The 14,459-nt window shown below is 69.8% G+C and carries 11 protein-coding genes; 7 read left to right on the forward strand and 4 right to left on the reverse strand.

Going from position 1 to position 14,459, the window contains the following annotated elements:
• Window positions 1-92: 92 nt before the first annotated feature.
• The gene (gene hutH, locus AB0D59_RS10495) at window positions 93-1,661 is read left to right on the forward strand and encodes a histidine ammonia-lyase (protein WP_362563540.1); all 1,569 of its coding nucleotides are present in this window, start codon (window positions 93-95) and stop codon (window positions 1,659-1,661) included.
• 244 nt (window positions 1,662-1,905) lie between these two features.
• Here hutH and AB0D59_RS10500 read toward each other — a convergent pair whose 3' ends face one another.
• Together AB0D59_RS10500 and AB0D59_RS10505 are read right to left on the reverse strand one after the other, a co-directional pair.
• Window positions 1,906-2,688 carry a hypothetical protein gene (locus AB0D59_RS10500; RefSeq protein ID WP_362563244.1) on the reverse strand — a complete coding sequence of 261 codons (783 nt, stop codon included), beginning with the start codon at window positions 2,686-2,688 and terminating at the stop codon, window positions 1,906-1,908.
• A 41-nt stretch (window positions 2,689-2,729) separates the two neighbouring features.
• Entirely contained in the window at window positions 2,730-3,047 is a 318-nt protein-coding gene (locus AB0D59_RS10505) for a hypothetical protein (protein ID WP_362563246.1), read from the reverse strand.
• 109 nt (window positions 3,048-3,156) lie between these two features.
• On the opposite strand from AB0D59_RS10505, the gene AB0D59_RS10510 reads away from it, so the two are divergent.
• The 5 genes from AB0D59_RS10510 (at window position 3,157) to AB0D59_RS10530 (ending at window position 11,163) form a co-directional block, all read left to right on the forward strand.
• Entirely contained in the window at window positions 3,157-3,501 is a 345-nt protein-coding gene (locus AB0D59_RS10510) for a hypothetical protein (protein WP_362563249.1), read from the forward strand.
• Window positions 3,502-3,724: 223 nt separating this feature from the next.
• The gene (locus tag AB0D59_RS10515; protein ID WP_362563252.1) at window positions 3,725-4,969 is read left to right on the forward strand and encodes an Ig-like domain-containing protein; all 1,245 of its coding nucleotides are present in this window, start codon (window positions 3,725-3,727) and stop codon (window positions 4,967-4,969) included.
• A gap of 135 nt (window positions 4,970-5,104) precedes the next feature.
• A complete protein-coding gene (locus AB0D59_RS10520; RefSeq protein WP_362563254.1) occupies window positions 5,105-6,601 on the forward strand; it encodes an ABC transporter permease in 1,497 nt (498 codons plus the stop codon).
• Between the two features lie 314 nt (window positions 6,602-6,915).
• Window positions 6,916-7,599 (forward strand): ABC transporter ATP-binding protein, encoded by a 684-nt coding sequence (locus tag AB0D59_RS10525; protein WP_362563257.1) that lies wholly within the window; start codon window positions 6,916-6,918, stop codon window positions 7,597-7,599.
• A 258-nt stretch (window positions 7,600-7,857) separates the two neighbouring features.
• Entirely contained in the window at window positions 7,858-11,163 is a 3,306-nt protein-coding gene (locus tag AB0D59_RS10530) for a S8 family serine peptidase (protein WP_362563260.1), read from the forward strand.
• An 84-nt stretch (window positions 11,164-11,247) separates the two neighbouring features.
• On the opposite strand, the gene AB0D59_RS10535 is transcribed toward AB0D59_RS10530, so the two are convergent.
• A complete protein-coding gene (locus AB0D59_RS10535; RefSeq protein ID WP_362563263.1) occupies window positions 11,248-12,141 on the reverse strand; it encodes a helix-turn-helix transcriptional regulator in 894 nt (297 codons plus the stop codon).
• 171 nt (window positions 12,142-12,312) lie between these two features.
• On the opposite strand from AB0D59_RS10535, the gene AB0D59_RS10540 reads away from it, so the two are divergent.
• The gene (locus AB0D59_RS10540) at window positions 12,313-13,356 is read left to right on the forward strand and encodes an NAD(P)-dependent alcohol dehydrogenase (RefSeq protein WP_362563266.1); all 1,044 of its coding nucleotides are present in this window, start codon (window positions 12,313-12,315) and stop codon (window positions 13,354-13,356) included.
• Between the two features lies 1 nt (window position 13,357).
• On the opposite strand, the gene AB0D59_RS10545 is transcribed toward AB0D59_RS10540, so the two are convergent.
• Window positions 13,358-14,323, reverse strand: coding sequence for an iron ABC transporter permease (locus tag AB0D59_RS10545; protein ID WP_362563541.1), 966 nt, complete (start codon window positions 14,321-14,323; stop codon window positions 13,358-13,360).
• Between the last annotated feature and the right edge of the window lie 136 nt (window positions 14,324-14,459).

Here is a 14,459-nt window from a genome sequence, read left to right on the forward strand (position 1 = left end):
GAGGTACCGGTTGTGACGTACAAGTAAGGGGCAACTCCGTACCCCACTGGTGACAGCAGCCGCATTCACTGCGTACGCTCCTGAATATGGATATGCACACTGTGGTGGTGGGAACGTCCGGGGTCACCGCGTCCGACGTCCTCGCCGTGGCGCGCGGCGGCGCCCGCGTCGAACTGTCGGCGGAGGCGGTCGCGGCGCTCGCGGCGGCCCGGGAGATCGTGGACGCGCTGGCGGCCAAGCCGGAGCCGGTCTACGGCGTCAGCACCGGCTTCGGCGCCCTCGCGACCCGGCACATCAGCCCGGAGCTGCGGGCCCAGTTGCAGCGCAACATCGTGCGCTCGCACGCGGCCGGAATGGGGCCGCGGGTGGAGCGCGAGGTCGTACGGGCCCTGATGTTCCTGCGGTTGAAGACCGTCTGCTCCGGACACACCGGTGTGCGTCCCGAGGTCGCCCAGACCATGGCCGACGTGCTGAACGCCGGGATCACCCCGGTCGTGCACGAGTACGGCTCCCTCGGCTGCTCCGGCGACCTGGCCCCGCTGTCCCACTGTGCGCTCACGCTGATGGGCGAGGGGGACGCGGAGGGCCCGGACGGCGTCGTCCGCCCCGCCGGTGAGCTGCTCGCCGAGCACGGGATCGCGCCCGTCGAACTCCGCGAGAAGGAGGGGCTCGCCCTCCTCAACGGCACCGACGGCATGCTCGGCATGCTGGTCATGGCCCTCGCCGACCTGGACATGCTCTACAAGTCCGCCGATGTCTCGGCCGCGTTGAGCCTGGAGGCGCTGCTCGGCACGGACAAGGTGCTCGCGCCCGAGCTGCACGCGATCCGCCCGCACCCCGGGCAGGGCGACAGCGCCGCCAACATGCTCGCCGTGCTCCAGGGCTCCCAGCTCACCGGGCACCACCAGGACGACGCGCCGCGCGTCCAGGACGCGTACTCGGTGCGGTGTGCTCCGCAGGTCGCCGGGGCCGGGCGGGACACGCTCGCGCACGCGCGCCTCGTCGCCGAGCGGGAGCTGGCGTCGGCCGTCGACAACCCGGTCGTGCTGCCTGGGGGCACCTCCCAGGCTTTCGGCTCTGGGGGAGGCCGGGTCGAGTCCAACGGCAACTTCCATGGCGCGCCGGTCGCCTATGTCCTCGACTTCCTCGCCATCGCGGTGGCCGACCTCGGGTCCATCGCCGAGCGCCGGACCGACCGGCTGCTGGACAAGAACCGCAGCCACGGGCTGCCGCCGTTCCTGGCGGACGACGCGGGCGTCGACTCGGGCCTGATGATCGCCCAGTACACGCAGGCGGCGCTGGTCAGTGAGCTGAAGCGGCTCGCCGTGCCGGCGTCGGCCGACTCGATCCCTTCCTCCGCGATGCAGGAGGACCACGTCTCCATGGGGTGGTCGGCGGCGCGCAAGCTGCGGACGGCCGTGGGTAATCTGGCGCGCGTCATCGCCGTCGAGCTGTATGCGGCGACCCGGGCGATCGAGCTGCGGGAGGGCCTGACGGCGGCGCCGGCCTCGCTGGCGGTGATCGAGGCGGCGCGCTCCGCGGGCGTTCAGGGGGTTGGCCCCGACCGGTACCTGGCGCCCGACCTCGCGGCGGCGGAGGAGTTCGTGCGGGGCGGAGCGCTGGTGGAAGCCGCCGAGAAGGTGACCGGGCCGTTGCGGTAGTCGGTCGGTCGGGTGCGGGTACGGCCGTTGCGGTGGTCGGTCGGGTGCGGGTACGCGGGGGCTGGTCGCGCCCAAGCGGCGGTAGCCGCATGTCGATACAGCCCCGCGCCCCTAGGTTTCCCGCCGCGTTCTCTGTCGTAAGGCGCCGGTCGTGCCCACGTGGCGGTAGCCGCATGTCGATACAGCCCCGCGCCCCTGGGATTCTCCCCGCGGCCCTCTCAAGAGGGCCGCGGGGAGTTTCGCGTTACTTCAGCTTCGCCGACTGGGCCTTGATCACCGGGGTCGGCACCGTGTACGTCTTTCCGGCCATCATCGCCCCGATGTTCATCGTGTAGTACGTCGCGAGCGTGTTGCCGTGGCGTACCACCTCCGCGTGCAGGGGGCCCTTGTCGCCGTCCATGTCGGTGACCGCCGTGAACGCCACCGACTCGTCGCCGGTGCCCGAGGGCTTGGTCGCCGTGACCTTCGTGACCTTCTGCTCGTCGCCGGCCGCGCCGCCCGTGAAGCCGGTCGCGCAGTCCTCGACCGCCGCGGTGAGGGCCTTCAGCGCCTGCTGCGCGCCGTTCCCGTCGTACGACGACAGGTCGAGGGACGTGACGTCCAGGTTCAGCGAGTCCTTGAGCGCGTCCTCGAACTTCCCGTCGGCCATGTCGTCGAGGGAGGTCGCGTCGTCGGTCGGGTCCTTCTTGTCCTCCCGGACCGTGCGGCCGATCTCCGTGGCCGGGTCGGCCGGTGCGAGGCCGGTGAGGACGTAGGCCAGCGGGCGGCACTTCTCGTCGCTCGCCTTGATCTTGCCGCGGGTCGGCGCGGCCGCGCCGATCGCGTTGACCTTGTAGCCGTCCACCTCGCCCTGCGCGAGGATCCGCTGCTTCAACTCCGCCGTGCTCGACGCCTTGACGGTGGAGGCGGAGTCCGCGGTGGCGGCCGAGTCCTTGGAACTCCCGTCGGAGCAGCCCGTGATGAGGGCGAGGGACAGTGCGCCGCCGGCGGCGAGGGTGCACATCCGCACGCCCGATGATCTCTTCATGGGAGGACTGTGAGGCCTCGGTCAAGGGCCGGTCAAGTAATTTAAAATTCCAGGCGTTCCCGGCGTACCGAATACACCACGAACCCCGCGCCGACGGCGAGGAAAAGGGTGCCGCCGATGACGTACGGCGTGGTGTCCGGGCTTCCGGTGTCGGCGAGTTGACCGGCGTCCCCGGTCTCCTCGGAGGTGGCCTCGGACAGCGCCTTCGCCTGCTGGGTGACCTGCGTGGCCGTACTCGCCGACGTGCCGGTTCTCGCCGGGGTGTCCTGCGACGCGTTGGCGGACGGGACGAACCACAGCGCGCACAGGAGGGTGCCTGCGGCGGTGGCGGTCAGCAACGGGCGGCGAACGGATGACACGGAATATCGATCCCCTTGTGACGCTGGCGAATTGGCCGTGTGGGGCGATGTTAGTGAAAATCGCGGGTCACGGGAAAGTCACGGGACGTTTCAGTCGTACGCTCCGGGCATGAGCACTCCAGAGACATCACGTTTTGTACGGCTTCGGGTGGAGCTGGTTCTCGAAGTCGAGGACGCCGGCGAGGTCACCAAGGCCGCGCTGCGGCGGATCGCCGAGGATCCCGAGCTGCCCGGCGAGGAGCGTGCGCATGCCGAGACCGCTGTGACGGAAGACACCGCCGAGGCCCTCGCCTACCTGGTCGATCCGTTCGACCTGGTCAGTGAGGTGCCCGGGGTCGAACTCCAGCAGGCCTCCTGGTCCAGCGAGCACGTTTCCTATGATCCGGATTCGCCGGACTGGGATCTCGACGAGGATGATGGCGAGGGCGACGAAGAAGAGGACGGCATCGGCTGAGCGATCCGGGGAACCAGGGACCCCGGACGGCAACCGCCGTCCGGGGTTTCGTCGTCTCGGACAGCGCACGGACCGACCCCTGCCGCACCGGCCGCCCCGGCGGACGTGGTGTGCCCCACACCTCTCTGGAATGTGGAACGGGACGCGGCGGCCGTAGCGTTGAAGGTTCTTGACGGGGGCTCTCGGTGTGTTCGCGGACTCGGCAACGATGGAGAAGCGTGTGATGACGGACAGTAAGCGGCGCAAGGGCCTGGTGGCCGCGTCCGCACTGCTCGGCGGTGTGCTGGTGCTCACGGCGTGTTCCGGAAGCGACGACAAGGCGTCCGGCAGCGGTGAGAGCTCGCAGGCCCAGTCGGACCAGGCGGCGGCGAAGAAGTCGTCCCAGGCCGACATCACGATCACGCCCAAGGACGGCTCCAGCAACGCCTCCATCAACAACTCCGCGGCCGTCACCGTCAGCAAGGGCACGCTCACCGGCGTGACCATGACCACCGCCGACGGCGCCGCGGTCACCGGCGCCCTGTCCGCCGACAAGACGACCTGGAAGCCCTCCGCCCAGCTGGAGCGGTCCACCACCTACAAGGTCGCCGCCGAGGCCAAGGACTCCGCCGGCCTGGTCGCCCACGAGAACGCGTCCTTCACCACGGTCTCCCCGGCCAACAGCTTCATAGGCACCTTCACGCCGGAGGACGGCTCGACCGTCGGCGTCGGCATGCCCGTGTCGATCAACTTCGACAAGCAGATCACGAACAAGGCCGCCGTCCAGAAGGGCATCACGGTCACCTCCAGCAGCGGCCAGGAGGTCGCCTGCCACTGGTTCTCCACCCAGCGGATGGACTGCCGTCCCGAGGACTACTGGAAGGAGAACTCCACCGTCACGCTGAAGCTGGCGCTCGACGGTGTGCAGGGCGCCTCCGGTGTCTACGGCGTCCAGCAGAAGACGGTCACCTTCCACATCGGCCGCAACCAGGTCTCCTACGTCGACGCCAAGACCAAGGAGATGAAGATCACCCAGGACGGGAAGACCGTCAAGACCATCCCGATCTCGGCGGGTTCGCCCGAGAACAAGACGTACAACGGCATCATGGTGATGTCCGAGAAGTTCAAGGAGACGCGCATGAACGGCGCGACCGTGGGCTTCACCGACAGCGACGGCAAGGGCGAGTACGACATCAAGGACGTGCCGCACGCCATCCGCCTCACCAGCTCCGGCACCTTCCTGCACGGCAACTACTGGGGCGCCAAGTCCATCTTCGGTGCCGTGAACACCAGCCACGGCTGTGTCGGCCTGTCCGACACCAAGGGCGCCAACGACACCAGCACGCCCGCCTACTGGATGTACAGCCACTCCATAGTCGGTGACGTGGTGATCATCTCCAACACCGGCGACAAGACCGTGTCCCCTGACAACGGCCTCAACGGCTGGAACCTGAACTGGGCCGACTGGAAGGCCGGTTCGGCCGTCTGACGCACAGTCGCCGCACAGCTCACCGATGCCGCCCCCAGGGGCGGCATCGGCATTTCTGGGGCCCGCCACAGCCTTCTCATGCTTCTCTTATTTCGGCCTTATCGAGCCATCACGGTGTGTCCCTACCTTGCGGTCATGTTCTTCACCTACCTGAGGCGCGAACTGCGCCGCCGCAGAAAGGCGGCTCTCGTCGTCGCCTCCGGCCTCGCGCTGGGCATCGCACTGGTCATCGTGGTCAACTCCGTGTCCAACGGCATGGGGCAGGCGCAGGACAAGGTCCTCCAGTCGCTGTACGGCCTGGGCACGGACATGACCGTCACCAAGGCCGCGTCGGCGACCACGAGCGACTCCCAGCGCCCCCGCTTCAACTTCGACGCGCAGAACAACGGCTCGTCGAGCACGCAGAGCAGTGACCGTGTCATGGTGCAGGGTTTCACCACCCTCGCCTCCTCCACCGTCACCAAGGTCGGCGGCCAGAAGGGCGTCGCGACCGCGGTCGGCGGACTGAACCTCAACGTGGTAAAGATCAGCGGCCAGTTCACCCGGGGTCAGTTCCAGCAGAACCAGGGCTCCGGCGGCAGCCAGCAGGGCGGCGGCCAGGGCAACGGCGGCGGCAACGGCGCGCCGCAGGGTGAGGTCCAGGGCGGCGGCGCCAACTTCGACGTCAACTCGTACACCGTCTACGGCACCGACGTCACCCAGACCGGGATCGGCCCGCTGACCTCGTCGAAGATCACCAGCGGCCGTACCTTCAAGACGACCGAGACGAACGCCAAGGTGCTGGTCGCCGACTCGGCGTACGCCAAGGAGAAGAAGTACAAGGTCGGTTCGACCGTCACCATCAACAAGGTCAAGTACACGATCATCGGCATCGCGACGGCCGACAGCGGTGACGCGGCGGCCAACCTGTACATGCCGCTGAAGCAGGCGCAGACGCTGGCCGACGAGAAGAACAAGGTCACCACGATCTACGTCCAGGCGACCGACTCCAAGCAGATCTCGGCCGTCAAGTCGACCATCCAGAAGAACGTCTCGGGTACGACGGTCACCACCTCCGCCGACCTCGCGGACACCGTCTCCGGCTCCCTCTCCACGGCGTCCTCGCTCGCCACCAACGTCGGCAAGTGGCTGTCCATCGCGGTGCTCGTGGCCGCGTTCCTGGTCGCCGGACTGCTGACCTCCTCGGCGGTCTCCCGCCGGGTCCGCGAGTTCGGCACGCTGAAGGCGCTGGGCTGGAAGTCCCGCCGGGTCACCGGGCAGGTCATCGGCGAGGCCATGGTCAACGGCCTGGTCGGCGGCGCGCTCGGTATCGCGCTCGGTCTGGCGGGCGCGTACGTCGTCACCGAGATCAGCCCGACCCTGGACGCCTCCCTCGGCAGCGGTGGCGGTGGCGGTGGCAACGCCGCCGGCGGTCCCGGCGGTGGGGGCGGCTTCGGTGGCGGTGGCGGTGGCTTCGGCGGCGGGCGGCAGGCCGCGAAGACACTGGAGGTCGCCCTGACGGCACCGGTCAGCGTGACGACGATCGCGGTGGCGGTGGGGCTGGCGGTGGCCGGCGGCCTGATCGCGGGTGCGTTCGGCGGCTGGCGGGCGTCGAGGCTGCGTCCTGCGGACGCGCTGCGGCGCGTGGAGTAGCCGGCGCCGGTTGTGGCTGGGGCGGGGGTGTCGCTCACCGGCGCCGGCAGGGTGCCGCCGCGCCCACCCTCCCCCACTCTCGGCTTCGCTCGAGCGGGGGGACCCCCATCGCCCCAGCAGCACGACTGCCCGCAGCTGAGTGAGCCGACAAGGCGCCCGCAACTGCAGCGCCCCGTAAGGGGCGCGGGGCCCCAGCCGATATGCGGCTCCGCCGCGGAGCCGATATGCGGCTCCGCCGCGCGGGCGCGACCAGCCCCCCACCCACCCGCAGCCAATGACGAAGCCGCCCCACTCCAAACCCTCCAGGAGCCACCATGTACGAACTCAGAAACGTCACCAAGCTCTACTCCCGCGGCAAGGACACCGTCCGCGCCCTCGACGGCATCGATCTCACCATCTCCGACGGCGACCGCCTGGTCATCCAGGGCCCCACCGGCGGCGGCAAGTCCACCCTCCTCCAGATGATCGGCGGCCTGGACCGGCCGACCTCCGGCGACGTCGTCCTGGACGGCACCGACCTGGCCAAGCTCTCCGAGACCAAGCTGACCCGGGTCCGCAGCGAGAACATCGGTTTCGTCTTCCAGTCCTTCAACCTGATCCCGACGCTCACCGCCCAGGAGAACGTCGAGACCGCCCTCGTCCCGCTCGGCGTCAAGGCCAGGGACCGCCGTGAGCGTGCCGCCGAGGCGCTGACCTCCGTCGGTCTCGGCGAACGCCTCGGGCACCTGCCCTCCGAGATGTCCGGCGGCCAGCAGCAGCGCGTCGCCATCGCCCGGGCCCTCGTCAAGCAGCCCAAGGTGCTGCTCGCCGACGAGCCCACCGGCAACCTCGACGAGAGCATGCGCGACGAGATCATGGACGTACTGGAGCGCATGTGGAAGGAGCACGGGCTGACCTTCATCATGGTCACCCACGACTCCGCGATCGCGAAGAAGGCCCCGCGGCTGGCGACCATCCGCAAGGGAAAGATCACCGTCAAGGAGAACGCGGGCGCGTGAGGTGCGTCACGGGCTGACGGTGCCTAGCACTGAACTCCCGCGCACAACCGCGCAGTTGGGTAACAGTGTCCGCCCCGGCGCGTAACAGTTCTCCTGTACATCTCTTACCGGTCTCTCATCTATTGAGCCCACTGATCGCCCCCCGGCATACTCCGTATTCCGGGGGGTTGACGTATATGCGTACGGGACTGCCTCCGGCCGGGTGAACGGGGAATTCGCCCGGTACACCGTCTCCCAGGGGGAGTCTTGCGCAGACAAGTGAAAAGAGCTGCCGCGGCCACGGTCGCCACGGCAGCAGCCGTCGCCCTCGCCGCAGGCATGACCAGCCCGGCGTCGGCGAAGCCGGAGCAGCGCGTCGCCGCGGCCGCCGCGGCCCTCTCATCGGTCGCCGGCCGGAACCACGTCACCCTCATCACCGGTGACCGGGTCGCCCTCGACGCCAAGGGCCGGGTCGTCGGCCTGGAGCGGGCCGAGGGACGCGAGCACATACCTTTCCAGATCCACAAGGTCGACGGGCACACCCTTGTCGTCCCCGGTGACGCCGTCCGGCTGGTCTCCTCCGGCAAGCTGGACCAACGGCTGTTCGACGTCACCGAGTTGAACAAGGCCGCGACCCGCAAGGCGCAGAAGAACGGCCTGAAGGTCATCGTCGGGTACCAGGGCGCCGCCGGCGCCGCCAAGGCCGACGTCCGCGACGCGGGCACCCTGCGGCACAGCCTCAGGACGCTCAACGCCGACGCCGTGCAGACCCCGGTCAAGGACACGCCGGAGCTGTGGGACGCGGTCACCAACGGGGACAAGGCCGCCGCCGGCATCGCGCACGTCTGGCTCGACGGCGTCCGCAAGGCCAGCCTCGACAAGTCCGTGCCGCAGATCGGCGCCCCCAAGGCGTGGGCGGCCGGCTACAACGGCAAGGGCGTCAAGATCGCCGTCCTGGACACCGGTGTCGACACGACCCACCCGGACCTCAAGGACCAGGTGATCGAGTCCAAGAACTTCACCACGGCGGCCGACGCCTCGGACCACTTCGGCCACGGCACGCACGTCGCGTCCATCGCGGCGGGCACCGGCGCCAAGTCGCACGGCAAGTACACCGGTGTCGCGCCCGGTGCGAAGATCCTCAACGGCAAGGTCCTGGACGACACCGGCTCCGGTGACGACTCCGGCATCCTGGCCGGCATGGAGTGGGCGGCGGCCGAGGGCGCCGATGTCGTCAACCTCAGCCTGGGCGGCTACGACACCCCGGAGATCGACCCGCTCGAGGCCGAGGTGAACAAGCTCTCCAACGAGAAGGGCATCCTGTTCGCGATCGCCGCGGGCAACGAGGGCCCCGAGTCCATCGGTTCGCCGGGCAGCGCGGACGCCGCGCTCACCGTCGGCGCCGTCGACGGCAACGACAAGCTCGCCGACTTCTCCTCCACCGGCCCCAGCGCCGAGGGCACCATCAAGCCGGACGTCACCGCGCCCGGCGTCGACATCACCGCGGCGGCGGCCAAGGGCAGTCTCATCGACCAGGAGGTCGGCGAGAACCCGCCCGGCTACCTGACCATCTCGGGTACGTCGATGGCGACCCCGCATGTCGCCGGCGCCGCCGCGATCCTGAAGCAGGAGCACCCCGACTGGGGCTACCAGCAGCTGAAGGGCGCGCTGACCGGCTCCGCCAAGGGCGGCAAGTACACGCCGTTCGAGCAGGGTTCGGGCCGTATCGCCGTCGACAAGGCCATCAAGCAGACCGTGGTCGCCGACCCGGTGTCGGTGAACTTCGGTCTGCAGCAGTGGCCGCACACCGACGACACCCCGGTCACCAAGCAGCTCACCTACCGCAACCTCGGCACCAAGGACGTCACCCTCAGCCTCTCGGCGAGCGGCACCGACCCCAAGGGCGCGGCGGCCCCGGCCGGCTTCTTCAAGCTGGGCGCGACCAAGGTGACCGTCCCGGCGGGCGGCACGGCCGCCGTCGACGTCACCGTGAACACCAAGCTGGGCGGCACCCTGGACGGCGCCTACTCGGCGTACGTCACGGCGACCGGCGACGGCCAGAGCGTCCGTACGGCGGCCGCGGTGCAGCGTGAGGTGCAGTCGTACAGCGTCACCCTCAAGCACATCGGGCGCGACGGCAACCCGACCGGTGTCTACGACACCGGCCTGGTGGGCTACTCGGGCCTCGGCGACGGCCGCGCCTACACCGTGCCGACCGCCGACTCCGGGACCACCACGATCCGGGTGCCGAAGGGCACGTACCTGCTCGACGCCTGGATCGCGAAGGACTTCACCACCTTCGACGGCGGCATCGACTGGCTGGTCCAGCCGAAGCTGAGCGTCACCCACGACCTCACGGTCACCATCGACGCCCGCACCACCAAGGCGGCCGACATCACCGTGCCGGACGCGCAGGCGAAGCCGGGCTCCGCGACGATCGACTACATGTACGACCCGGCGGGCATCGGGTTCGGGGTCGGCTTCGACACCTTCGACAAGATCCGGATGGCCCCGCTGGGCGGCGAGGTCGCGAGCGGTCTGACCCAGACCTGGAGCGGCCAGTTCACCAAGGGCGCGGGCGAGGAGTACGACGTCGCCACCAGCGCCCAGGTCAAGAAGATCCAGGGCGACAAGGTCCGGCACTTCAAGACCGGCGAGTTCGCCACCGTCAAGAACAGCCTCGGCGGCTCCGCCTCCGGCAAGACCGGCTCGGTCAGCCCGTGGGGCATCGTCGGTGAGGACATGGTGATGGGCGGCGCCGTGGAGCAGAAGCTGCCCAGCACCCGCACCGTCCACGTCTCCACCGTCGACGGCGCCCTGTGGGGCTTCGACTTCACCCAGTTCAGCGGCCATGACGCCCAGGGCCTGCCGATCGCCGACGCCTTCTACACGAGCGACCCGCAGCAGTACAAGGCGGGCAAGAGCTACCAGAACACCTTCAACAGGGCGATCTTCGGCCCGCATCTGACCAGCGACTTCGGTCTGTACCGCGACGCCAACCAGATCTCCGGCTTCGTCCCGCTGTTCTCCGACAGCGCCAAGCACGCCGGGTCCTCCGACTTCCTGTCGGTGAACACCACCCTGTACCGCAACGGCACCAAGGTGGGCTCCAACAAGGACCCGCTGTTCGGCGGCGACGCCTTCACCGTGCCGTCCGCCGACGCCGAGTACAAGCTGACCACCTCGGTCATCCGCTCGGTCAAGGTCGCCGCCGCCTCCACACGGATCGACGCGAGCTGGACCTTCCACTCGAAGAAGCCGACCGGCGGCGTCCCGGCCAAGCTCCCGGCCTCCACCGTCCACTTCGGCGCCAACACCGGGTCGGACAGCCGCGTCGAGGCGGGCAAGAAGGTCACCTTCCCGGTCACCGTCGAGGGCTCGGCCGCCGGCCGCAACCTGAAGTCCCTCTCGGTCTACGTGTCGTACGACTACGGCAAGACCTGGAAGAAGCTGACGGTCAGTCACGGCAAGATCACCGTCAAGAACCCGGCCAAGGGCAAAGCCATCTCGTTTCACGCCAAGATCGCCGACAAGAAGGGCAACAAGTCGACGATCTCGATCTACAACGCGTACTACGCCAAGTGAGCCGTAGCCGCTGAGTGGATCCACAGCGAGCGGCCCGTCGGAAGCGCGGCTTCCGGCGGGCCGTTCCCCCTTCCCGGGGTCAGGTCAGGGGGCGGCGACCCGGGTCGCGTCCGTGCCCCAGCTGGCCAGCAGCCGCAGCGCCTGAGCCGACGCCGAGCCCGGCTCCGCGTGATACGTGACCAGGGACTGGTCCGGGTCGTCCGGCATCCGGAACGACTCGTAGCTGAGGTACAGCTCGCCCACCAGAGGGTGGTGCAGCCGCTTCACCCCGTGGCTCTTCTCCTTGACGTCGTGCGTCGCCCACAGCCGGCGGAACTCCTCGCTCTTCACCGAGAGCTCGCCGACCAGCGCGGACAGCCGGGTGTCGTCGGGAAAGCAGCCCGCGTCCATGCGCAGCAGGCAGACGATGTCGATCGCCTTCTGCTCCCACTCGACGAAGAGATCGCGGTACTCGGGCCGCAGGAACACCAGCCGCGCCCAGTTGCGCTCCGTGACCGGCAGCTCCGACCAGTCACCGAAGACCGCGGCCGCCATGCCGTTCCACGCCAGGATGTCCGAGCGGCGCCCCCCGATGTACGCCGGCACCCCGTCCATCGCCTCCAGCAACTGCCCCAGCGCCGGACGCACCTGCTGAGGCCGCGCCGATGCCCTCTTCTTGTGCTGCTTACCCTTGGCGAGGTGCAGGAGATGCGCGTGCTCGGCGTCGGAGAGCCGCAGCGCACGGGCGATCGCGTCCAGCACCTCCGCCGACACGTTCCGCCCGTTGCCCTGCTCGAGGCGCGTGTAGTACGCCACCGACACCCCGGCCAGCTGGGCCAGCTCCTCGCGCCGCAGCCCCGGCACCCTGCGGTGCCGCCCGAAGTCCGGCAGCCCCACGTCGCCGGGGCGCAGCCGGGCCCGCCGGGTGCGCAGGAACTCGCTGAGCTCGGCCCGTCGGTCCAGGGGCGGGGAGGGGGAGGTCGGGGGCTGCTCTTCCATACCTCCAGTATTCACGGTCGTACGCACGGGAACCTGACCCCGCCAGTGGTAGGCACGCCAGACGTACGCAGAGGCGAGGGCTGGGTGGCGGACGTAGCGTGGAGGAGCCTGGATGGGTGCCCGGGAGAAGGCGACCGGGTACGTACACACCCCCCTAGGAGAACCCCCCTCATGACCACTGTTGCTGCTTACGCCGCGCCCGCCGCGAAGGCCCCGCTGGAGCGGACCACGATCGAGCGGCGCGCGGTCGGTGAATTCGACGTCCTCATCGACATCGAGTTCGCCGGTATCTGCCACTCCGACATCCACCAGGCCCGCGAGGGCTGGGGTACGGCGATCTTCCCGATGGTGCCCGGTCACGAGATCGCGGGCGTCGTCTCCGAGGTCGGTCCGGGTGTCACCAAGTACGCGGTGGGGGACCGGGTGGGCGTCGGCTGCATGGTCGACTCCTGCCGAGAGTGCGACAACTGCAAGGCCGGTCTCCAGCAGTACTGCACCGGCGGCGGTCCCACCTGGACGTACAACGCCGTCGGCAAGGACGGGCAGCCGACCTACGGCGGCTACTCGCAGAAGATCGTCGTCGACGAGAACTACGTCGTCCGCATCCCCGACGGCCTCTCCCTCGACGTCGCCGCCCCGCTGCTGTGCGCCGGCATCACCACCTACTCCCCGCTGAAGCACTGGAACGCGGGTCCCGGCAAGAAGGTCGCGGTCGTAGGCCTCGGCGGCCTGGGACACATGGGCGTCAAGATCGCCGCCGCCCTCGGCGCGGAGGTCACCGTCCTGTCCCAGTCGCTCCGCAAGAAGGACGACGGCCTGAAGCTGGGCGCCACGGACTACCGGGCGACCAGCGACCCGAAGACCTTCGAGGACCTCAAGGGCACGTTCGACATCATCATCAACACGGTGTCGGCGCCGCTCGACTTCGACGCGTACCTGTCGCTGCTGCGCACCGACGGCGCGATGGTGAACGTCGGCATCCCGGAAGAGCCGGTGCACATCCTGCTCTCCTCCGTCTTCGGCGACCGTCGGGTCCTGAGCAGCTCCGGCATCGGCGGTATCCAGGAGACCCAGGAGATGCTGGACTTCTGCGCCGAGCACAGCCTGGGCGCCGAGATCGAACTGATCAACGCGGACCAGGTCAACGAGGCCTACGAGCGGGTCGTGGGCAGCGACGTCCGCTACCGCTTCGTGATCGACACGGCGACGATCTGAGTCACCGCTTCTCCTTTCGGCCGAGGAGATAGAGCAGATAGGGACCGCCGACCAGGGAGGTGAGCGCACCCACCGGGATCTCCAGCGGAGGTACCAGGGTGCGGGCCACCAGGTCGGCGGTCACCAGCACCAGGGCGCCCGTCAACGCCGAGCAGACCAGCGGCAGCTGAGGCGTGCGGGTGAGCCGCCGGGCCAGCTGCGGCGCGGTCAGGGCGACGAACCCGATCGGCCCGGCGGCCCCGGTGGCGGTGGCGGCGAGCACCACGCCGAGGAGCGTGAGGCCGAGGCGGGCCCGGTCGACGGGGAGGCCGAGGGCGGCGGCGGTGTCGGTGTCGAGACCGAGGGGCCGCGCGGCCCGGGCCGCCCACACCAGCCCCGGCAGGGCGAGCAGCAGGACGACGGCGAGCGGGCCGGCCTGTTCCCACCCGCGGCCGTTGAGACTGCCCGTCAGCCACAGCTTGACCTGCTCGGCCGCGTCCAGCTCGCTGTCGGTGAGATACAGCTGGACGACGGCGGACAGCGCGACGCCGATACCGACGCCGGTGAGCACGAAGCGGCTGGGCTGCATGCCGTGCCGCCAGGCGAGGGCGTACACGAGAACGGCGGCGGCCAGCCCGCCGCCGACGGCCACGAGCGGCATCGCGCCGGGCGCGGCGACGGCCCCGGTGGCCAGCGCGAGCACGGTCGCGGCGGCGGCGCCGTGCCCGACGCCGATGACGTCCGGGCTGGCGAGCGGGTTCCGGGTGACGGTCTGCACGAGCGCCCCGGCGAGCCCGAGGCAGACACCGACGAGGGCGCCGAGCACGATCCGGGGGACGCGCAGCTCGCCCACGACCAGGTCGTAGGGGGTCCGGTCACCGCGGAGGGCGCGCCAGACGTCGGCCGGGGGGACGAAGGTCTGGCCGAGGGAGGCGGAGGCGACCATCGCGAGGAGGAGGCCGAGGAGCAGGGCGAGGGCGACGATCATCGACCGCCGGTGGAGGAGGAGGGAGAAACGGGGGTGGGGGCGCAGCACGAACGTCCCTGCGGGCCGGTGGGGGCGCAGCACAAGTGCCCCCGCGGGCCGGCGGGGGCTGGTCGCGCCCCGCGGCGGAGCCGCAGAT

This window comes from Streptomyces sp. NPDC048417 (assembly GCF_040651615.1).
GTDB lineage: Bacteria > Actinomycetota > Actinomycetes > Streptomycetales > Streptomycetaceae > Streptomyces.